We start from the raw sequence: 19,729 nt of genomic DNA on the forward strand, positions 1-19,729 counted from the left end.
GGCGCGGATCAGTTCCCGAGCAGCCGCCGCCAGTGGGCCATGAAGGGCTGTTTCGCGGTGACCGATCCGAACCGGACCCGGCCGTGCACCAGCAGGTGCAGCGGGCCGATCGGCGGGCCGCTGCGCACCCTGTTGTTCACACTGGAACCGACCAGTTCCAGCCCGTCCAGATCGACGGTGGCCTCCTGCGGCACCACCAGGGTGAGCGAACTGGCGTAGTCGTCGACCTGGACCTCCACCACCTGGGTGGTCATGATCGCCTGGGTGAAATCCAGCGTCACGCCGGACAGCCAGCTGTTGACCCGCAGTACCGGCGCCACCTGCCAGTTGCCCCGGCGGTTCACTCCCGACATCCGCGGCCGGATAACCCCGCCCTGGACCATTCCCGACAGCGCCGAGCCCGCGGAATCACCTGGTCGCGGCAGTGGAACGGGCCGCCCGTGCGCGGACTGCCGGGTCGCGGGTTCACCGATCAGCCGCACACCCGGGAGGTCGACGAGCACCGAGTTCAGTTCGCCGCGGGTCTTCGCGGCCAGCGCGGTGTCCATCCGCTCGGTGAATTCCCCCAGCGAGAGCATCCCCAGCCCGACCGCGCGCTGCAGCAGTTCCCCGACGTGCTCCCGTTCGGCATCGGAAACACGCAGGTCCCGGTTGCCCACCTGGCTACCGGGACCCGCACCGTCGAATACCGGATCGGGGCGGTTCATAGGTCCGAGATTACCCAGCACCGGCCGAATCCCGCATCAGGGCATTCCCGGATACGGGGGTGACCAGCGCCTCCTTCAGTCGCGCTGACCTCCGATTTCCTTCCCGGCGAGGGTCTCGCCCGGCTCGTCCGCTGGATCGGTTCGGCGCGGTTCGGGGCCGGGGTCGGCGGTCCGCGCGATCGGCAGCCGTCGCTGTGCTTCGGCGAGCAGTGCGCCGAGATCGAAACGCCCCGCGATGTCCGGCCCGCCCGCGAGTTGGTCACCGTCCTCGGGTGTATCGGGTTCGGCGACATAGATGCCTTTACGGTCCGGTGTCGGCTCGCCGAGCATTTCCTCGGGGTCCTCGGCGAGCAGCGAACGGATCGCCGTGTTGAGCACCGCGACCAGCGGCACCGCCAGCAGACCGCCCGCGATCCCGCCCAGAACCACCCCCGCGGCGATCGCCAGCACCACCGCCAGCGGATGGATCCGCACGGCACGCCCGAGCAGCAACGGCTGCAGCACATGCCCCTCCAGCTGCATCACCGCGACGATGATGCCCAGCACGATCAGCGCGGTCACGAAACCTTTGGTCACCAGGGCGATGAACACCGCCACGAAACCGGCCAGAAAGGCGCCGAGGATCGGTACGAACGCGCTGATGAACACCAGCGACGCCAGCGGCAATGCGAGCGGGACCCCCAAAAGCGCCAGCCCCGAACCGATGCCGATCGCGTCGACCGCGGCCACCACGACCGTCGCCCGGACGAATCCCACCAGCGAACCGAACCCCAGTTCGCCGGCAGTACGTACCCGCTCCCGATGGGCCCGCGGCACGATCCGGGTGACGAAATGCCAGATCTGGTAGCCGCTGTAGAGGAAGAAGATCAGGATGAACAGCGTCAGGAAGGTGCCGGTCAGAATATGCCCGATCATGGTGGCGGTGGTGAGCGCGCCACTGGTGAGCGTGTCCTGATTGGACTGGATGGCCCGGATCGTCGCGTCGCCGGCGTTGCGGATCTGGTCGTCGCTCAGATGCATCGGACCGTTGATGGCCCAGTCCTGGACCTGGTGGATGCTGTGGGTGAACTCGTCGGACAGCTGCGGGACACCCACCACGAACTGCTCCACAACGAAGGTCACCACCCCCGCGACCAGGCCGAGCGAGCCGACCAGCGCGACGAAGACCCCGATCCCGCGCGGCACCCCGCGCCGCTGTACCCAGTTCACCAGCGGTGCGAGCAGCGCGGCCGCCAACATGGCGATGGCCAGCGGAATCACCACGGTGTCCAGCCTGCGGACCGCCGCCGCGAGTACCGCTACCAGGGCGAAGATCACCAGCAGCCGCCACGCCCATTCGGCGGTCTGCCGGACGATCGGGTGAACGGCGTCTGCAGCAGCTGGTTTCGGCTCGGTCACCCGGCCGAGCCTAGTGAGCGCAGCCGGGCGGAGCTCACCCGCACGCCGCGCACGGCCGCAGAGGTATGCACAGAGCGCACCGCCGCAGCGAACGCGAAGGTACACACACAGCGCACCGCCGCAGCGAACGCGAAGGTACGCGCAACGCCCCACCCCGGCAACATCAGGAGGGTCGGCGCCGGGCGCTAGATTGGTACGCGTGTCAGCGCCATTGGAAGCGGTCAAACAGACCATGCATACGCGCTGGCCCCTGTACCTGACCTCGATGCTGCTCGCGAACGCCTTCGGCGCCGTACTGGTGTGGGCGTTCATCCAATACGGGTTGCCGGTACCCGAAGGCGAGGAGCCGGGTACCCGGCAGATCGGGCTGCTCGTTCCCGCCATCGTCTTCCTCACCGGGGGTGTGCTCAGCGTGGCCGCCTCGGCGCTCATGCTGCGGCCGGTGATGCGCTGGCAGGTGCGGGGCGGCCCGCCGAGCCGCCAGGAGCAGATGGCCGCCCTGCACGCACCGCTGCGGCAGGCGATTCTGCATCTGGCGCTGTGGATTCTCGGCGGCGGAGTGCTGGGCGCGGCGATCATCTCCGAGACCCCGGCGCTGGCCGGCACCGTGATCATCACCGAGTGCATGGCCGCGACCATCGTGTTCGGTTTCACCTACATGCTCGGTGAACGCATTCTGCGACCGGTGGCGGCCGAGGCTCTCACGGCCGGTCGGTTCGATCACACCCTCACCCCGGGCGTCGGCACCCGGATGGCGATGACCTGGGGAATGGGCACCTTCGCCCCGACCATCGCGATCGTATTGCTGTGCGTCACCCAGATCTCGTCGGACGTCAAATTCTCGGCGCAATCGCTGGCGGTGTCGATTCTGCTGCTCTGCGGTGTGGTGATCATGCAGGCGCTCGCGCTGTCCATGCTGACCGCGTCCAGTATCTCCGACCCCGTCCGCCAGCTCAGCCAGGCCATCGACCAGGTGCAGAACGGTGCCCGCGACGTGCAGGTCGAAGTTTTCGACGGCAGCGAGATCGGCCTGCTGCAGGTCGGTTTCAACCGGATGATGGAAGAGGCGGCGACCCGCCAGCGGCTGCAGGAACTGTTCGGTCAGCACGTCGGCGCCGAGGTGGCGCAACGGGCCCTCGATTACGGCACCGAACTCGGCGGGGAAACCCGATTCGTGGCAGTCCTGTTCGTGGATATGGTCGGTTCCACCGCGACCGCCGCGGAACATCCGCCGACCGAGGTGGTGAGCCTGCTCAACGAATTCTTCCGGGTCGTAGTCGATGTCATCGACCGCCACCACGGATTCGTGAACAAATTCGTGGGTGACGCCGCGCTCGCGATTTTCGGCGCCCCGCTGGACCGGCCGGACGCGCCCACCGCCGCCCTGGCCGCGGCCCGTGACCTGCGCGAGGCGCTGCGCACGGTTTCCGGGCTGGATATCGGTATCGGTGTTTCGGCCGGCCTGGCGGTCGCGGGGAATATCGGGGCCGCCAACCGCTTCGAATACACCGTGATCGGCGACCCGGTGAACGAGGCCTCGCGACTGACCGAACTGGCCAAGGATCATCCGGGCCGGGTACTGGCCTCCGGGTCGGCGCTGTATTTCGCCGAGGACAGCGAGCAACGGCACTGGACGGCGGGTGAGGAAGTGCAATTGCGCGGCCGGCGCCGCAAGACCCGCCTTTCCTGGCCGAGCGGGTCCACCCGCTGATCCGGCCGCAGTCGCGGTATCGGACCAGGCAGCGGACTCCGGCGGGGGGTGTCCATTAGGCTGGGCCCGTGACGGCCAACGGTGATGCAGCGGGTACCGCTGCCGTGCCCCCGGCCGAAGACTCCGGAACCCCTGAGAATCGCCGCCGGAAATTCGGCTGGTTGAAATGGCTGGCCGTTTCGATCGTGCTGTTGCTGCTGATCGGTGAGGCTTTCTATCTGTGGCCCCGATTACACGAATCGTGGCGCAAACTCAGCGAAATCCATTGGGGCTGGGTAGCGGTGTGCATCGCCGCGCAGATGCTTTCCATGACCGGGTTCGGCCATGTTCAGAAACAGCTGTTGCACGCGGGTGGCGTCGAGGTCGGCCAGCACAAATCGGTGGCGGTCGTCTACGGCGCCACGGCCATGTCGGTGACTCTGCCGGCCGGTCAGGTTTTCTCCACGGCGTTCACTTATCGGCAGACCCGGCGCTGGGGCGCCAGCCCGGTGGTCGCCTCGTGGCAGCTCGTCTTCTCCGGTGTGGTCTCCGCGGCGGGCCTGGCCCTGATCGGGGTGCTCGGCACCGTGCTCGCGGGTGGCCGGATCGGCCCGGTCAACCTCATCGTGTCGGTGGCCGCGGTGGTGGCGCTGGTGTGGGCGGGCAACTATGCCGCACGGCATCCGGGCACGCTCGGCGGAGTGTTGCGCCGGGTTCTGATCTTGATCAACCGGGTGCGCAAACGTCCGGCGGACACCGGTATCGACAAGCTCCGGGAAATGCTCGACCAGGTCGAATCGGTGCAGCTGGGCACCCGGGACGGCGCCTGGGTGACCTGGTGGGCGGTGGTCCACCGGCTCGCCGACGTGGTCTGCCTGGGCGCCGCCTGCTACGCGATCGGCGGGGATCCCCGGTGGGCCGGACTGCTGATCGCCTTCGCCGCGGGTAAGGCGGTCGGTTCCATCCCGTTCGCGCCGGGCGGAATCGTCTATGTCGACGCGACCCTGATCTACGGCCTCACCGCCGCCGCGGGACTGCCGGCGGCGCAGGCTGTCGCCGCCGCGTTCGTGTACCGGCTGGTGAGTTTCGTATTGATCGCGATCATCGGCTGGATCGTTTTCGCGTTCCTGTTCCGCACCCGCAATGCCGAGGACGACGAGTACGAGAAGGAATTCTCCCAGCGCAACAACTGAGCCCGCGCGGCGATCCGGTCCCGGCCGGGGTACGCGATCGGTGGTGCGACCAGCGGAGACTAAGCTGCTGTGAGTGAAATGGTTCGTAGCGATCGGCGCCGATGTACTACTGGTGGTGCTGTTCTGCGTGATCGGTCGCCGCAGTCACGACGAGGCCGTGCTGACCGGGCTGTTGCATACGGTGTGGCCGTTCGTGGTGGGGCTGGCAGTCGGCTGGGTCGCCACCTTCCTGCTCGATCGCCGACGGCCCGCCGAGGTGCCGTTCGACGGTTCGCGCCTCTGGCCCACCGGGGTAACGATCTGGGCGTGCACGCTGGTGGTCGGCATGCTGCTCCGGGTGGTCTCCGGTCAGGGTACGGCCGTCAGCTTCATCGTGGTGGCGGCCCTGGTGCTGGCGTTGTTCCTGCTCGGCTGGCGCGCAGCCGTGCGGGCGATCAACTGATCCTCCGGTACCCTTCGTCCGCCGCTCATTCGTCCGGTTTGGCCAGCGCCTGCAGCATCCGCTCCCCCATCCGGACGACCATATCGCTGCTGTCGACGTCGGCGATATGGATCGCGAAGGCCAGATCACCCATATTGGCGATGAGCCAGCCGTCGTCACCGGCGGTCGCCGAGAAGCCGGTGACGTCGCGGAATCCACGCAGCCGCGCCATATGTGGCGCGTTCATCCCGTCGCGCAGGGCCGCGCGCAGGGCGGCGTCGACCGGTCCCGGCAGCGGACCCATCGGGGCGTCCGTTCCGCTCGGCCGGCCCCGTTCGATCATCGGCGGCCGCGCCGTGCCGTTGGTGATGGCCGCCGCCGCGATCGCCATGCCGAACGGGCTGACCAGCAGCGCGTCCGAACCACCGCCCTGGCGAACCGGTTCGGCGTCGCCCGCGCTCGCCGGGCGCCCGGTGACCTCTTCCAATCCTGGTACCCGGAAATCCACGCCCACGCCGAGCATCGCCGCCGCCTCCACGGCCTCCTGGTCGGTGACGTCCTTGGGCGCTTTGCCCTTGGCCGCGCCGGCCGCCGTCCGGAACAGCTCCATGGCGCCGCCCGCCGGGTACAAGCCGGTGAACGCGACCGGGCCCTGGGCACTGGAGTAGTTGTTCTGCGCGACCGCGACCACGGCGCCGGTGGAAGGTTGGGTCACCACGATGGAAGCCGGCGTGCCCGCGCTGACGACCGCGTCCTCGGCGGCCCGCTGCAACCGCTGGTCCATGGTCCCGGCGATATCGGGGCCGGCCGGGCCCTGGTAGCCGGCCAGTTGTTTGACGAACCGCCCGTTCTCGAACAGCTGCACACCCCAACCGGAATGCTTGTCCTGGCTTTCTTCGAAGACTTTGTTCATGGCGTCGAGCACCGGGGAGAAGATGCGGCGATCGGAGACGATGAGCCGCGGCTCCTGTTCCATCACCACGCCCGGGATGGGCGCCATCCGCGGTTCGAGGATCGCGAAATCGCCTTCGCGCAGGCTCACCGCGGTGACGGGCTGTCCACCGGAGGCGGCGAGTTTCTCCCGCAGGGTGGCGCCGGTGATCAGCGGCGCCACCGGTTCGATGGCGCGCGCGAGCGCGTCGGTGGAGGCCACCTTGTCGGGCATCCGGTTGGGATCGAGCTTCACGACGTTGATGGTCTGCTGAGTCATCAACGGTTTCCCGATGTTGTCGACCACGCGCGGGGCGGGTTCGGGAGTGGTGCGCACCAGTTGGACACTGCGGTTCTGGTTGAGCTCGGGCATGACCACGGCGGGGTCCCAGGAGATCCGCCAGCCGTTGGCGAGTTTGCGGACGGTGCCTTCCAGCCCGTACGACCAGTTCTTCTCTTCGCCGAAGCTCCACCGCACATCGAGACTGAAGATCCCGGACTCCGCGTCGAGGCCGATGAATTGGGTCTGCTCGTAGTCGACGGTCCCCGACTCGAGTCCCTTGAACATTTGCTCCAGGGTTGCCGAGGCGGCCGACGGGTACGAGGTCAGTTCGGCCGCGGCGGTGTAGTCACCCTCGTCGAGGCGATCGGTGAATTGTTCGACGACCGCTTCGGGTCCGGCCGCCTCGGTACCGGACCCGCACGATCCCATCGCAATTGCCAGAGCCGCCACCCCCGTAAGGGCCATTGCGCCCCGGAAGCGAAAGCGGCGGGATCCCCACACATCCATGTCGCCCACTCTTCACTCTTGCCACTCCAGTAACAAGACCACCGTACCTGAAAAAAGCCTGCTTGCGAGTACTCGCAAACCCGAAACCATAGCCGGTCCTACCGTGTGTAGTTGTGGCCGTGCCCAACTCACCGCGGGGGCGGACCATGATCAATTGGCGAGGCGCCCGAGAACACCCGGCGACCTACGCTACCGATCGACCCGAAGCGGTGTGCCGTTACCCCGCCAGTCCGCGTTCACCGAAGAGATACCCCGTCACGGTAGCTCAGAATCATCCGGACGCGGGTGAGGTGTCGGTAGGGTTGCTGTCATGTCCGATGCCGTCGTCCCGCAAACCTCGAGCAGCCCGATTCTGGTCCTCAACGGCCCTAATCTGAATACGCTCGGCACCCGGCAACCCGAGATATACGGGTCGGAAACCCTCGACGATGTAATCGAATTGTGTCGTCGGGCCGCTGCGGCGCACGGCCGGGAGATCATCGATTTCCAGTCGAATTCCGAGGGTGCGCTCATCGACCGGATCCATCAGGCGCGCGGCACGGTATCGGCGATCGTGATCAACCCCGGCGGATTGACGCACACCTCGGTGTCGCTGCGGGATGCGCTGGTGATTCCCGGAGTGCCGATCGTCGAGGTGCACATCAGCAATGTGCACGCACGCGAGGAGTTCCGCCGGCATTCTTACATCTCGCCCATCGCCGACGCCGTGGTCGCCGGGATGGGCAGCCACGGCTACACCGCGGCGATCGAGTTCCTGTTGACCCGCCCGGCGGCCTCTTGACCTGCCGGCTCCACGGTCAGTTCGCGCGCTCGATCCGGAAAACCGGGAAGCCGGGGGCGATCTGCGCGAGTTCGGCGTCGGTGGAGTCCTTGGTGATGCCCTCGAAGAACCGGCCCACCTCCCAGCCCCAGCGCTCGAGGTAGAGCCGAAGCAGGGGCACCTTGTCGGCGTCGGCGATCTCGACCGCGGCGAACTCCTCGGTTCGTCGCCCGAGCCGCAGTTCGCCGGTGCCGGCGACCCGCAGGTTCCGGACCCACTGGGTGTGGCCGCGCGGCGCGACGAGATAGCGCTGCCCGTCCGCGGCGGTCATCAGGTTGACCATGGTGGTGCGCCATTCTCCGGATTTGCGGCCGCGTACCGCCAGCAACCGAGAACCGGCCAGGCTGATCCCGAGTTTCGGCAACAAGTTGGCGATCCGGCTGAAGATCGGGTCGAAACCGGTGGGGGCGAGGTAGCGGGTGGCGGTAGTGGTGGTCATCTTCATCTCCTTGTGAGCGGTGCTCTCTGTTGTGACCAACGATCGCATCTCGCAGCGCCGAAGTCAAGAGCAGTGCTCTCTTTTCTTGGCGAACCTGCCCGCGCAGTGCCATCCGCCCCCACCGGCCCAATTTCCGATCGCCCCCGAACCAGGTACCGGACGCCGGATTTTCTGACACCGTGGTCGGTACGCCCCCGGGAGTTCTGGGAGTTCTCGCGAACACCCGGCGCGCGTGCAGGAGCGAATGGTGAGGAGAGTCGCGTGCAGGCCGCAGTTTTCCACGGAGTCGAACCCCGATTGGTCGTCGAGGACATCCCGGTGCCGGTCCCCCAGCGGGGCGAGGTCCTGCTGCGGGTCACCGCCTGCGGGGTCTGCCACACCGATCTGCACGTGCTGCGGTCGGAGGTGAAATTCCCGACGCCCGCCGTCCTCGGGCACGAAGTGTCCGGGGTGGTCGAACGACTCGGCGAAGGGGTCGGCAATGTCGCGGTCGGCGATAACGTGGTGTGCAGCTTCATCATGCCGTGCGGCGACTGCCGCCACTGCGTGCGCGGAGCCGAGGACCTGTGCGAGAAGTTCTTCGCCTACAACCGCTTGAACGGCACCCTCTACGACGGCACCTCCCGCTTGGCCCGCGCCGACGGATCACCGCTGGCCATGTACTCGATGGGCGGATTGGCCGAATACTGCGTCGTCCCGGCCTCCGATGTCTTCACGGTCCCCGCGGAGGTCGGGCTGGAGGCCGTATCGATTCTGGGATGCAGTTCCTTCACCGCACTCGGCGCGGTGCGCACCGCCGAACTCGACCTCGGCGACCGGATCGCGGTCGTGGCCGCCGGCGGCGTGGGGTCCTCGATCGTGCAGTTCGCGGCCGCCACCGGGGTCGCGCAGATCATCGCCGTCGACATCAGCGACGAGAAGCTTTCCGCCGTCGCGAAACTCGGGGCCACCCACACGATCAACTCGCGCACCGAGGACGTCGGCGCCCGTGTCCGCGAGCTCACCGGGGGGCACGGTGTGGACGTGGCATTCGAGGCCCTCGGCAGCGCGGCGACCTTCGCGACCGCGCTGGACATCCTCGACGACGGCGGCCGGGCGGTCATCGTCGGTATCGCCCCGGCCGGATCCACCGGCGAGATCGACCTCGCCCGGCTGGTCCGCCGCAAACTGCAGATCCTCGGCTCCTACGGTGCGAAGGCTCGCACCGATATGCCCGCGCTGCTCCGGATGGTCGCGGCGAACACGGTGCGACCGCAAGAGGTCATCACCCGCCGCTATCCGCTCGACCGGGCCGACGAGGCGTATCGAGCGCTCGCCCGCGGTGAAATCGTCGGCCGCGCGATCATCGAGATGACCTGAGCCCCGCCCCGCCCGCCGACGCGCCTGCGCGCCGCGCGGATCAAAGCGAAAATTCACCGCCGACCGAGTAACGTCGAGCCATGCCGACGGAGGTCCGCAACAACATCGCATTGGAACGCTTCGAGATCACGGTCGACGGCGAGGTCGCGGGCTATACCGAATATCAGGACACGGTCGGCGAGCGCGCATTCGTGCACACCGAGATCGACCCGCGGTTCGACGGGCGTGGCTATGCCCGCACCCTGGTCGAATCCGCCCTGAACGAGACCCGCATCGACGGGCTGGGCGCACTGCCGATGTGCCGAACGGTTCAGCATTTCATCGAAACCACGCCGCAGTACCTGACGATGGTCCCGCACTGGGCGCGCGACCGGCTCGGACTCGCGCAGTAGCGGCGGACGCCGCGGGACGGCGCACTCAGTAGGCGGCCACCGCCCCGTCCAGCGCCAGCTGGAGGTCGGTACGCACCACCCGGGATATCTCCGCGGGGCGCACGGGTAGTTCGGTGCGCGGCACTCCGAAATGGAAGCTCGCCGATTTCGCCTCGTCCTTGGTCGGCTCCACCGCCGGATCCGCGCGCGGGCCGTAACTCAGCCCGAGGGACACCAGCGCGGGCCGGACGTCGAGCTTCGCGGTCCGGAACGCGATATGCCCGATACCCGTCCCGATCGCCTGCACCTGCGCCGGGTCGATATCGTTGCAAGTCCCCTCCGGGAAGATCGCCAGGCTGTCCCCTTCGGCCAGGCGCTCGGCGCAGATATCCATCATCCGCTGCCCGGCTGCGTTCACCGCCCGCAGCCCGTGGTCGCTCCCCCGGAACACCGGTATCCCGCCCATCATGTCGATGCGCCGGCGCAATTTCACTTCTTCGAACAACTCGTCCTTCGCCAGTACCCGGGTGCGGCCGATGATGGGCCGCAGTTCACTGCGCCAGGCGGCCGCCGCGAGGCTGTAGGGGTCCAGGCGGGACAGGTGGTTCACCGCGATCAGCAGCGGGGTCCCGCCGCGAATGAGGTCGCGGATCGCGGTCCGCGCCCCGTGCGCATAGCTGATCCGCGGCCGGTAGCGACGCCCGAGCAGGGCGTAGGCGCCCATCGCCTGCAACCGCTTCTGCCGGTGTTCACGGTAGAAGTCGTAGACGTCTTCACTGTTGCCGAGGGTCACCTCAGGGACACGCATACGGCTGACTCTACGAGTCTGCTCCGGTATGTCCAGATGGCCCGGAATCGTCGGCCGAGCGAACTCCGGGCGAAGAGAAGAGTCGATCAGAGCGGCGTGATCGCCCAATAACTGCGATGATGGCCAGGTGGCGCAGGCAGATGACCCCGATGACCGCAAGACCCGGGGCGGCCGCGGTGACGGGCACGAACCCGCCCCTGGTCGTCGCGGTAACCGGCAGAGTGAGCAGGCGGTGCGAGCCGGCACGCTGCTCGTTTCCTCGACCGAACTGGCCGAGCCCACGTTCCGCCGCACGGTCGTCTACATCATCGAGCACAACGACGCGGGCACGCTCGGGGTGGTGCTGAACCGGCCCAGCGATACCCCCGTGCACGATGTGCTCCCCCAGTGGGCCGAGTTGTCCGCGCAGCCGCACACGCTGTTCGTGGGCGGGCCGGTCAAACGAGACGCCGCACTCTGCCTGGGCACGGTCCGGGTGGGGACGTCCATCGACGGCGTGCCCGGGCTGCGACGGGTGGACGGCCGGGTGGTGCTGGTGGACCTGGACGCGGAACCGGAACGCATCGGACCGCTGGTCGAAGGTGTCCGGATCTTCGCCGGATACGCCGGGTGGACTTTCGGCCAGCTCGACAGTGAACTGGCCAACGACGACTGGATAGTGGTGTCGGCGCTGCCCAGCGACCCGATCGCCGGGCGCCGCACCGATATGTGGGCCCAGGTGCTGCGCCGCCAGCCGCTGCCGCTGTCCCTGCTGGCCACCCATCCGATCGAGGTCGAACGCAACTAGTACCGCAACGGCACGCTCGGATCAGTCGAGTGGGTGTCCGCGTCGCCGGTAGCGCGATGAGCGGGCCTGTGGTCGGCGTCGGCGGCGCGAACGGACAACCGCTGCCATGAGCGGCCCGGCAACTCGCCGGTCGGCGCGGTCGGCGCGGTCGGCGCGCATGGTGACCGGGTCGTCGACGACTGACATCCCGCTCGCGGGCATCGACACCAGCGGCGCGTAGATCAAGACGGTGGTGGGGCTTCGGCTTCGTCGGGGTGTAGTGCGACGCCGTGGGTGGCGGGGTGGGCAGGCAGCCGGTCACCATCCGCCTTTCCAGAATCCTTTGGCGGCTTTGCGTTTCATGCCACTGATGACGCGGTCGATGCTCGTGTCGCGTTCGAACTGGGCGAACCTGCCCAGCATCCGCCTCATGTCGCAGAGGCATCGAAAGAATCTGTGGCGGAGCGGGTTAGGCGATTCGGATCGACGACATCTCGCCCTCCCGCGCGACCAGGTCACAACGGAACTACGAGGGATACGGCTTCGGCATACTGAACATCCGACCAGCTGGGCGCAATCCTCACAGGTCAGGAGTCAACCGACCTCGGGGCAGTCCCGATCGTTCCGGCTGTCGGCAGACGCTGGGCGACTTCGGAGGCGCCCCGGCGAGCTCCGAGAACGCGCCTGGACAGCGCCCGGTACGTCAAATCGATTGAGTCACAACCATGTCCGTGCATCTTCTCTCCCAGGAATGGGAGCACTCAGCCCTTGACTAGTGACCCACTACACACCAAACTCTGATTACTCCAGCAGTTCTGGGGACTTGTCGGCCGACATGGTGAGTTCTAAGCGAATCGAGGGTTCGGGCTATGACGACGAGTATCGCGGCCGTATCGGCTGAAACCGAAGTACCTGCGGCGGATTTCGACACGACCCATCTCAAGGAGAACCTGCGCTGGGGCCACTTGTTCTGGCCCGGCTCCACGGCGTTGACCGAGGAGCAGATCGACGATCGAGTAACCCGCTACCAGCGGTCGCTCGAACGCTTCCGGGCCAGCGGCATGCAGGGCAACTACCTGCCCGACGATCTGGAAGTCGACTCGGCGTGGCATGCGCACCAGTGCGATCCGGTCGGGTACGCGAAGTTCTGCACCGACTATTTCGGCGGCATTCTCGCCCACACGGTGACGCTGTGCATCTGTAAACTGGTCGATCTCGACCAGCAGTGATCCGCGCCTTGTGGTAGCCGGAACACATATCCGCGCCTCGGCCTCCGATTCATGCTTGCGCAGCTGAAAAAGAGGTGGCTCGTGGAATCGATCCTGAACGAGAATGCTGCTCTCGTCGCAGGGCCGGAACCACCGCGGCTCGCCCCTGTGGGCTACTGCAAGAGTTGATCCGTCGGTGTAGCTCCCCTGCCGGGGAGCTACACCCCGGGGGCAAGTATCCGACCGTATGTGCGTCCGGTGACGGCCGGCCCGCCCACTGCTCGAGTGGACCGACCACGCTGTTCATTCGGTCATGAATCACTGTGCAGCCGTAGCGCTTTCACTGGAGCCAGCGATGACGATTTCCATCGAGCAGCAGATGGGCCGACCTCGGGTATGCGTCACATTACGTCATCGGAAAGACCCACCCGCTCGAGTGGTGGGTCACGCTCTGGCATATGACGGTGGAAAAGATCGTCCAGGAAGGACAGTGGCACGATCCCGTGTCACACCGTGGCGCATCTCGGGCCACTGACACTTTCCGGCCATATCATGCGAGAGAACTGCGCGGATGAATTCTTCGACGAAGTCCTCGGCGAAATATGTTCCTTCCTGGGCAGATTCGAATCTCCGACAGCGAGATCGGGCCGACTTTCTCCCTACTCCGGTTGCCCCGCGGAGCGCGAATACTCGATGGCCCTTGCGAATTCGACCGTCACGCCGAATCGTACAGTCGGTGCGGCTATCACATGGCCGGTACAGATAACTCGCCGAAACAACTCGACGACGTCCGCCGTCGATATCCTGACTGCACCTTCGTCCTGACAGATAGGCGAACGCCACCCGCGGGTCCATACGACTCAGCTCTCCACCCGTGGACCGGCTTCGACTTCTTCGACACCCGCGAGGAAGATCTTGCCGGGCTAACGGCTTGGGCCGATTTTCTCGTGCCCGGGGCAAGCTCGTCATGGAAATCGATACTCTCGAATATTTCGAGCATCGTGCACCCAACGGTGGCGAATTGATCAGAACGTAGCGGGTTCAACGGTCCGATTTCGTCGGACACGCTCGTATGATCGGACCATCCAGGACTCACTTTCCATGGTGCTGTTCGGAGAATTCCGAACTATCACCGGCCCGCGGGATCCTCATTCGGCGGCAATTCCTCGGCGACGCCGGGATCGAACCATTCAGCCACTGACGTCCACTGCTGGTGGATGTCGGTGGGCACCTGACACGATGCCCACCAGCCCGGCGAATCGCCTACTTCTTCTCCACGGTCCTGGCGAGGAGGCCGAGCGAGGCCCGCAGCACGGATTCCTGAAGAACCGGGAAGATTCCCATTGCGCGGTATTGCAGGCCGATCTGGCTCCAGTCGTAGTACGACGTCACCCAGGTGCCGAGCTCGCCGGGTTCCAGGCGGTATCCGTAGCGGTGGTCGACCGGCGCCTGGCCCTCTCGGGAGACTGTCCACGCGAGATGGGCGTCCTGTTCGAATGCGGTGATGGTCACCGTGACGTCATACTTTCCCATCAGTGGAAAATCATTGAGCGATTCGCGGTCCATATGCACGACGAATTCATCGCCGACAGCGGTAATGGCTTTTTCTTCAGCGGATTGCAGCATGCCCGTGCTGTCGATCGATACATGCCCTTCGGGTGAGCACAGCAGGGCGAAGATCTCGGCCGGCTGTGCCGCGATCTCCCGTCGAACCTCGAACCTATCAGTCATAGGATCCATCCTCGCACAATCGTCGCGCGGACGCTGGCGTAAGACGGCGATTCGGCAAGGCGGTTCGGTCGTCGTCCCCGGCGGGGATCCAGGGGTGCCAGATCGGTCGAAATAGATGTCGGCACAACGCATTCAGTAACGCTTCACCGCCCGCAGTTCCGTGGTTCGGATATCATCCCGACGAACTTTCGACAGCCCCTGTAGCCTGCCCTCGAGGGCCTCGGAATCTAATTTTGCAGTAGCACAAGGATATTCTGCTCGATCGACTCGTACAGATCTTGAATTTCGCAGCCGTACAACGACATTGTTCGATATCACCGCCGCGCGATTCGTTCATATCTTCACTATCGCGCCCGGCCGAATCTCCGAGCCGGACGAATAGCGACACTGATCACCTTCGTTGTTTCAGACAAATCCCCCATAATCGTGCGGGCGGACTTTGCTGTCGACGACGGCACCCTCAGAACTGCTCGACACCGGAACGAGCCGACCGAGGTGGTTGGCAGGATCCGCCGAATGGCGGCCTGTACGGGGCAGCCGCGGACCTCGCCGAATCTGCGGCGGCCACCCCGGGACTGTCCGGCCTTGCCCTATCTGAGTTCACGTTTCAGGATCTCGCCGCTGCCTGCCCGGGGAAGATCAACGACGAACTCGACGATCCTCGGGCGCTTATAACGGGCAAGCCGACCCTCGAGCCAGCCGAGCAGTTCTGTCTCGTCGAGCTCCTGACCGCTGCGCAGCACCACGACCGCTTTCACGGTCTCACCCCAGTGCGGGTGGGGTACGCCGACGACGGCGGACTCGAGCACCGCGGGGTGCGCACCGATCGCGTTCTCGACCTCGACCGAGTAGACGTTCTCGCCGGCCAAGATGATCATGTTCTTGAGCCGGTCGTGGACGTAGAGGAATCCGTCGTCGTCGATCATCCCGATATCGCCGGTACGGAACCAGCCGTCGGCGGATATCGCGGCCGCGGTCTCCGCAGGTTTGTTCCAATATCCTATGGTCAGTTGCGGTGTCCGCAGCCAGATCTCGCCGTCCTCACCGGTGCCGAGATCGCGACCGGTGGAAACATCGACGATCCGGCACTCGCAGGTGGGGTGGAGGCGGCCGACGCTACCCGGATGCCGGTCGACCTCCCCCCGGCGGTAGCTCGGTGCGACCGCCACTCCGGCACAGGTTTCGGTCAAGCCGTAACCCTGCGAAAAACCGGTCTGCGGCAGCATCTCCATCGCCTCCTCGATCAGCGAGCTGGTCGAGGGCGCCGAGCCGTAGATGATCAGTTCGAGACTGGACAGGTCGAAAGCGTCGGCGGAGTTCTCGGCAACCAGACCGGACAGCAAGGTCGGCACCAGGCTGGTGTGGGTGACACCTCGGTCCTCGACGGCGCCGGCGATCTCGGCGACCGAGCTCCCCGACGGGATGACCACCTCGCCGCCCATGTGCACGCAGCACGTCACCGAGCTCATCCCGCTCATACGAAACATCGGCAGGCAGGCCATGTACCTCATCTCCGGGTGCAGCGCCCAGGCTGCGGCCGCCTGCTGGGCCATCTCCCGAAGATTTCGCTCGACCAGCTGGATGCCTTTGGGCTCGCCGGTGGTGCCGGTCGTGTAGGACAGCAGCACGACGGACTCGTCGGTTTGATCGGCATCCGGCGCGTAGCCGGAATCCCCTGTGGCATACCAGTGCTCGAATTCGAAGCCTTCGGTTCCGTCCAGCCGGACCACCGGGCACCGTGGGTCCGACCCCGATGGCAACTCCCGATCGGCGAAGAGCAGGGACGGGTTGCAGTCCTCCAGAACAGCCCGGAGCTCGGCTCCGGTCAGCCGCCAGTTCAGGCCGACCAGGACGATACCGGCCCAGGAGGCGGCGTAGACGAGCTGAATGTAGGCCAAGTCGTTGTGCGCGAACACCGCCATCCGGTCTCCCCGGCGCAGACCGGCAGCGCGCAGCCGGTCCGCGATTCGCGCCACGTCCCCGGCGAACTCCGCATAGGTCTGCGACCCCGCGGGCGCGCTGATCGCGCGGCTTTCGGCGCGGTCCCGGGCGTGCCCGGCCAGCAGGCCGGCCAACGTCGGAGAGTGCGGGATGGTCATCGGCGTCTCCTTGAATCCTGGCCGCGACCGCAGCCATCTACCCGGCGTACCGGATGGTCGATATCCCATGCGTGCCGGATCACCTGCCCGGCGGTTCGATCTCGTCGACGACGAATTGCCGCACCCGGAGAAGAATCGTGGATCACCTGCTCGGCTCGCTCGGCCCGCATGTGCCCATAGACGACCGCTGCACGAGCAGCGTCGCCTGGGACTGTGTGTTCGACGCGCAACCGACCCCCTGTCGACGGGTCAGCCAACCGGACAACCTCGGGCGAGGTCGGTCGCCGCCGGAGTGGCCGACATCGCGCCCGCGAGCACGAGCGTCGCTCCGACATCCTGATTCAGTTCCGTTCCGGCACGACGAACACAGGTCGCGTCGAGTTCCTCCAGCAGCAGATCATGCAACTCGCCCGCCGGTCGGTTGGCGGTGGATAGTCCGGTGCCCACGAATGACAACGTTATGGACTCAGCCGACACAGATACCCTTTCGCGAGCTACGTCCTGATCGTAGCGTTGCCCGAGATTCCATGTGGCGCAATGGCGTCGGTCCCCGGATGGCAAGGGTGCGCGGCGATCGGAAGCGGGCGGAACCGATCAGATGTCGAGTTCTTCCACGGGGGCCATCTCGGCGATATCGGAGATCCGCTGGTACATCTGATCCGGGATCTTGCCCTTCAACTCGTCCAGGGTGTCGGTGATGGTGAGCAGGTAGTCGCCCCAGTCCTGTTCGATGCCGAGCATCCGGCGCCAGTTCTTCAGATCACGGACCCAGTTCTGCGTTTCGGGATATTCCGACCATTTCGAATACTGGGCGTGGAGCACGAATTTGCCCTTGCGGCTGCGGTATACGCGGACGTGCTCCATCTGCTCGTCGTTCGCGTCCCGGTACTCACCGAGCAGCGACCCCTGGAACCGCACCTGCCGGACCCCGTTGTGCCCGACTCTCAGCACCACCTCGTCGTACCCCTCGAGCTTGCCCTCCTCCAGCTCGATGAACCGCCGCAGAGCGGTGACGACCGCGCCGGACAGATTGCCGCCGACCAACTCCTGCGCTCGCTGGAACAGGGGCAGGTCGTCGTCGGCGACGTAGATGGTCTTGTTCGGCATGAACTCACTATACGTAGACATATACGCATAGACAAGCGGGTGTCCGGCATCTCCCGCATTCCGCGCCGCCGCGACAGTCGCGCCGGTCACCCCTCTTGACGCCTACCTATTGAACGTACCGTTGTTCAGCGGTACGGTAGGTGATGTTCCGATAAAGCACCGCAAAGGTGCGACCGCCCCCCAGTCCAGACCGGGGCGTGACGAGTGAGGACCCACCGATGAACCGAAACCCCGAACAGCGCACCCGCCGCCTCGCCGCGCGAATCGCCGCGATCGCGGTCATCGCCCTCGCCCCCCTGGCCGTCACCGCCGGCCCCGCCCTCGCCGACCCCGGCCAGGCGACCCAGATCAGCGATTCCAGCGACAGCTTCGGCGATAGCAACGGCTGGGACAGCAACGGCTGGGACGACAACGATCACCAGGCCTGGGACGGCGACGACTGGGGCGACAACGGCGACTTCGGCTGGGACGACAACGGCCAATACGGCTACAAAGACCACAACCGCCAGAACTACGACGGCTACGAAGACCACCTCAACAGCGGCGCAAACAACTACCCCGGCCGCGACTCCCACAACAACGGCAATCGCGGCCGCGACTACGACCAGCCCGCCACCTGGGACCGCGACAACCACGGCGGCACCCAGAACCCTCCGGTCTGGAACATGCCCAACCCTTACGTCCCGCCGCCCGCGCCCAGCCTGCTGCCCCAGGTCCACCTGCCGTCCCTGATTCAACTGCCGTTCGCGCTGCCGGGCCTCCCGGGCACAGGAAGCGCACGCTGATACAGCCATCAAGTAGCCGTTAGATAGCGGCACATAAGCAAGCGAGTCGTTGTAGAGCAGCAGAACGGGCCGAGTCCGCTCCGGCGGACCCGGCCCGAACCAGAAGCGTCCGCCGGACTCGTGCCCGCCGACGATAGGGCAGTAGGTGATCCGCTCGGTGGGCAGCCGGGCCGGCTCGGTCCGCGGGTCCCGGCCGCGGTGCCCTGCGCGCCCCTGCCCGTCGAGCACGGTGGCCGGACACGGCGGCGCAATACCGGGGAGTGCCCGGCCACCTGCCTAGGGTCGGACACCATGAACACTGCCCGATTGAGATCGACCGTGAAATGGTCCGGCTCGCACTCGGGGCCGGGCAGCTTCGTCCCGCACCGCCGACGGCGGCGCGGGTTCGCAATAGCGGCATTCACGCTGGCGGCGGGCCTCGGGCTCGTTTCCGCACCGGCGACCGCCGAACCCACCGGACCGGACGTGTCGTCCTGGCAGCACGGCGGCGGACGGCCCATCGACTGGTTCTCCGTGCGCGCCGCCGGCCACCACTTCGCCATGGTCAAGGCCACCGAGGGCCTGGACTACGTCAACCCGTTCTTCGTGCAGGACAGCCTGCAGATGCGGGTCGCCGGAATGGCCCGCGGCACCTATCACTACGCCCGTCCCGAACTCCCGCCCGAACCACAGGCGGCTCTCTACTCGACAATCGTGCTCGGCCAGAACGGCCCGCTGGATCTGCCGCCGGTACTGGACATGGAGAATTCCGGCGGCCTGGCGCCGGGCGCCCTGATCGACTGGACCCACCGCTATCTCAACACGGTGCGTACCCTCACCGGCCGGATCCCGATCGTCTACACCTACCCGAGGTTCTGGCAGACCGCGATGGCCGACAGCGATCAGTTCCACGGCTACCCGCTGTGGATCGCCGACTACCGCGACCGTCCGGGACCGGAAGTACCCGGCAGCTGGCCCGCCTGGACCTTCTGGCAGCAGACCGACTCCGGCTCGATCCCGGGTATCCACGGCGCCACCGATGTGAACGTGTACAGCGGCGCACAAGGCGATTTCGCCCGCTTCGCGCGGATGGGCGGGCTCACCGGAAGCGGTTAGCCCCGTGCGCCG

Annotated in this window: 19 protein-coding genes; 10 read left to right on the plus strand and 9 right to left on the minus strand. The window is 66.5% G+C overall.

The annotated features are described in order from the left end of the window. Positions 1-8: 8 nt before the first annotated feature. Both OG804_RS21745 and OG804_RS21750 read right to left on the minus strand, forming a co-directional pair. A complete protein-coding gene (locus tag OG804_RS21745) occupies positions 9-659 on the minus strand; it encodes a DUF1707 SHOCT-like domain-containing protein (RefSeq protein WP_328398601.1) in 651 nt (216 codons plus the stop codon). A gap of 123 nt (positions 660-782) precedes the next feature. After that, positions 783-2,105, minus strand: coding sequence for an AI-2E family transporter (locus OG804_RS21750; RefSeq protein ID WP_328389324.1), 1,323 nt, complete (start codon positions 2,103-2,105; stop codon positions 783-785). Positions 2,106-2,337: 232 nt separating this feature from the next. Here OG804_RS21750 and OG804_RS21755 point away from each other — a divergent pair, with 232 nt between their 5' ends. The 3 genes from OG804_RS21755 to OG804_RS21765 all read left to right on the plus strand — a co-directional run bounded on the left by OG804_RS21755 (position 2,338) and on the right by OG804_RS21765 (position 5,430). Further along, complete coding sequence (locus tag OG804_RS21755; RefSeq protein ID WP_328398603.1) at positions 2,338-3,816, plus strand: adenylate/guanylate cyclase domain-containing protein; 1,479 nt, start codon at positions 2,338-2,340, stop codon at positions 3,814-3,816. A 68-nt stretch (positions 3,817-3,884) separates the two neighbouring features. Further along, positions 3,885-4,988: a lysylphosphatidylglycerol synthase transmembrane domain-containing protein gene (locus tag OG804_RS21760; protein ID WP_328389326.1), complete on the plus strand. Its 1,104-nt coding sequence runs from the start codon at positions 3,885-3,887 to the stop codon at positions 4,986-4,988. 73 nt (positions 4,989-5,061) lie between these two features. Next, on the plus strand, positions 5,062-5,430 hold the full coding sequence (locus OG804_RS21765; protein WP_328389328.1) for a DUF3054 domain-containing protein: 369 nt from the start codon (positions 5,062-5,064) through the stop codon (positions 5,428-5,430). A gap of 25 nt (positions 5,431-5,455) precedes the next feature. Here the strand turns inward: OG804_RS21765 and OG804_RS21770 are convergent, their stop codons facing one another. Next, positions 5,456-7,072 (minus strand): NTF2-like N-terminal transpeptidase domain-containing protein, encoded by a 1,617-nt coding sequence (locus tag OG804_RS21770; protein WP_328389330.1) that lies wholly within the window; start codon positions 7,070-7,072, stop codon positions 5,456-5,458. 367 nt (positions 7,073-7,439) lie between these two features. Between OG804_RS21770 and aroQ the strand changes: the two genes are divergently transcribed. After that, positions 7,440-7,910 carry a type II 3-dehydroquinate dehydratase gene (gene aroQ, locus OG804_RS21775; RefSeq protein ID WP_328389332.1) on the plus strand — a complete coding sequence of 157 codons (471 nt, stop codon included), beginning with the start codon at positions 7,440-7,442 and terminating at the stop codon, positions 7,908-7,910. Positions 7,911-7,926: 16 nt separating this feature from the next. Here the strand turns inward: aroQ and OG804_RS21780 are convergent, their stop codons facing one another. After that, positions 7,927-8,388, minus strand: a complete 462-nt coding sequence (locus OG804_RS21780; RefSeq protein ID WP_328389334.1) for a nitroreductase/quinone reductase family protein — start codon at positions 8,386-8,388, stop codon at positions 7,927-7,929. 261 nt (positions 8,389-8,649) lie between these two features. Between OG804_RS21780 and OG804_RS21785 the strand changes: the two genes are divergently transcribed. Beyond that, complete coding sequence (locus OG804_RS21785; RefSeq protein ID WP_328389336.1) at positions 8,650-9,747, plus strand: zinc-binding dehydrogenase; 1,098 nt, start codon at positions 8,650-8,652, stop codon at positions 9,745-9,747. Positions 9,748-9,827: 80 nt separating this feature from the next. Next, positions 9,828-10,139 (plus strand): GNAT family N-acetyltransferase, encoded by a 312-nt coding sequence (locus OG804_RS21790; RefSeq protein WP_328389337.1) that lies wholly within the window; start codon positions 9,828-9,830, stop codon positions 10,137-10,139. Positions 10,140-10,164: 25 nt separating this feature from the next. On the opposite strand, the gene OG804_RS21795 is transcribed toward OG804_RS21790, so the two are convergent. Beyond that, positions 10,165-10,926 carry a lysophospholipid acyltransferase family protein gene (locus OG804_RS21795; protein ID WP_328389338.1) on the minus strand — a complete coding sequence of 254 codons (762 nt, stop codon included), beginning with the start codon at positions 10,924-10,926 and terminating at the stop codon, positions 10,165-10,167. Between the two features lie 127 nt (positions 10,927-11,053). Between OG804_RS21795 and OG804_RS21800 the strand changes: the two genes are divergently transcribed. Both OG804_RS21800 and OG804_RS21805 read left to right on the plus strand, forming a co-directional pair. After that, a complete protein-coding gene (locus OG804_RS21800) occupies positions 11,054-11,713 on the plus strand; it encodes a YqgE/AlgH family protein (protein WP_328389339.1) in 660 nt (219 codons plus the stop codon). Between the two features lie 848 nt (positions 11,714-12,561). Then, a complete protein-coding gene (locus OG804_RS21805; RefSeq protein ID WP_328389341.1) occupies positions 12,562-12,921 on the plus strand; it encodes a hypothetical protein in 360 nt (119 codons plus the stop codon). 1,242 nt (positions 12,922-14,163) lie between these two features. Here the strand turns inward: OG804_RS21805 and OG804_RS21810 are convergent. The 4 genes from OG804_RS21810 to OG804_RS21825 all read right to left on the minus strand — a co-directional run bounded on the left by OG804_RS21810 (position 14,164) and on the right by OG804_RS21825 (position 17,837). Beyond that, positions 14,164-14,631 (minus strand): polyketide cyclase, encoded by a 468-nt coding sequence (locus OG804_RS21810; protein WP_328389343.1) that lies wholly within the window; start codon positions 14,629-14,631, stop codon positions 14,164-14,166. A 590-nt stretch (positions 14,632-15,221) separates the two neighbouring features. Next, positions 15,222-16,730: a class I adenylate-forming enzyme family protein gene (locus OG804_RS21815; RefSeq protein WP_328389345.1), complete on the minus strand. Its 1,509-nt coding sequence runs from the start codon at positions 16,728-16,730 to the stop codon at positions 15,222-15,224. 249 nt (positions 16,731-16,979) lie between these two features. Continuing rightward, positions 16,980-17,207, minus strand: a complete 228-nt coding sequence (locus OG804_RS21820; protein ID WP_328389347.1) for a hypothetical protein — start codon at positions 17,205-17,207, stop codon at positions 16,980-16,982. A 117-nt stretch (positions 17,208-17,324) separates the two neighbouring features. Beyond that, on the minus strand, positions 17,325-17,837 hold the full coding sequence (locus OG804_RS21825; protein ID WP_328389349.1) for an EXLDI protein: 513 nt from the start codon (positions 17,835-17,837) through the stop codon (positions 17,325-17,327). A gap of 218 nt (positions 17,838-18,055) precedes the next feature. On the opposite strand from OG804_RS21825, the gene OG804_RS21830 reads away from it, so the two are divergent. After that, positions 18,056-18,622: a hypothetical protein gene (locus OG804_RS21830; protein ID WP_328389351.1), complete on the plus strand. Its 567-nt coding sequence runs from the start codon at positions 18,056-18,058 to the stop codon at positions 18,620-18,622. A 390-nt stretch (positions 18,623-19,012) separates the two neighbouring features. Beyond that, positions 19,013-19,717, plus strand: a complete 705-nt coding sequence (locus OG804_RS21835; RefSeq protein WP_328398605.1) for a glycoside hydrolase family 25 protein — start codon at positions 19,013-19,015, stop codon at positions 19,715-19,717. Positions 19,718-19,729 lie beyond the last annotated feature (12 nt).

The sequence above is a fragment of the Nocardia sp. NBC_00416 genome, assembly GCF_036032445.1.
Lineage (GTDB): Bacteria > Actinomycetota > Actinomycetes > Mycobacteriales > Mycobacteriaceae > Nocardia.

What these genes read in the sequence shown, in the direction of transcription:
- OG804_RS21810 (WP_328389343.1), bottom strand. Translation starts at nt 14,631, where the DNA reads ATGACTGATAGGTTCGAGGTTCGACGGGAGATCGCGGCACAGCCGGCC.
- OG804_RS21805 (WP_328389341.1), top strand. Translation starts at nt 12,562, where the DNA reads ATGACGACGAGTATCGCGGCCGTATCGGCTGAAACCGAAGTACCTGCG.
- OG804_RS21795 (WP_328389338.1), bottom strand. Translation starts at nt 10,926, where the DNA reads ATGCGTGTCCCTGAGGTGACCCTCGGCAACAGTGAAGACGTCTACGAC.
- OG804_RS21755 (WP_328398603.1), top strand. Translation starts at nt 2,338, where the DNA reads ATGCATACGCGCTGGCCCCTGTACCTGACCTCGATGCTGCTCGCGAAC.
- OG804_RS21815 (WP_328389345.1), bottom strand. Translation starts at nt 16,730, where the DNA reads ATGACCATCCCGCACTCTCCGACGTTGGCCGGCCTGCTGGCCGGGCAC.
- OG804_RS21825 (WP_328389349.1), bottom strand. Translation starts at nt 17,837, where the DNA reads ATGCCGAACAAGACCATCTACGTCGCCGACGACGACCTGCCCCTGTTC.
- OG804_RS21830 (WP_328389351.1), top strand. Translation starts at nt 18,056, where the DNA reads ATGAACCGAAACCCCGAACAGCGCACCCGCCGCCTCGCCGCGCGAATC.
- OG804_RS21780 (WP_328389334.1), bottom strand. Translation starts at nt 8,388, where the DNA reads ATGACCACCACTACCGCCACCCGCTACCTCGCCCCCACCGGTTTCGAC.
- aroQ (WP_328389332.1), top strand. Translation starts at nt 7,440, where the DNA reads ATGTCCGATGCCGTCGTCCCGCAAACCTCGAGCAGCCCGATTCTGGTC.
- OG804_RS21790 (WP_328389337.1), top strand. Translation starts at nt 9,828, where the DNA reads ATGCCGACGGAGGTCCGCAACAACATCGCATTGGAACGCTTCGAGATC.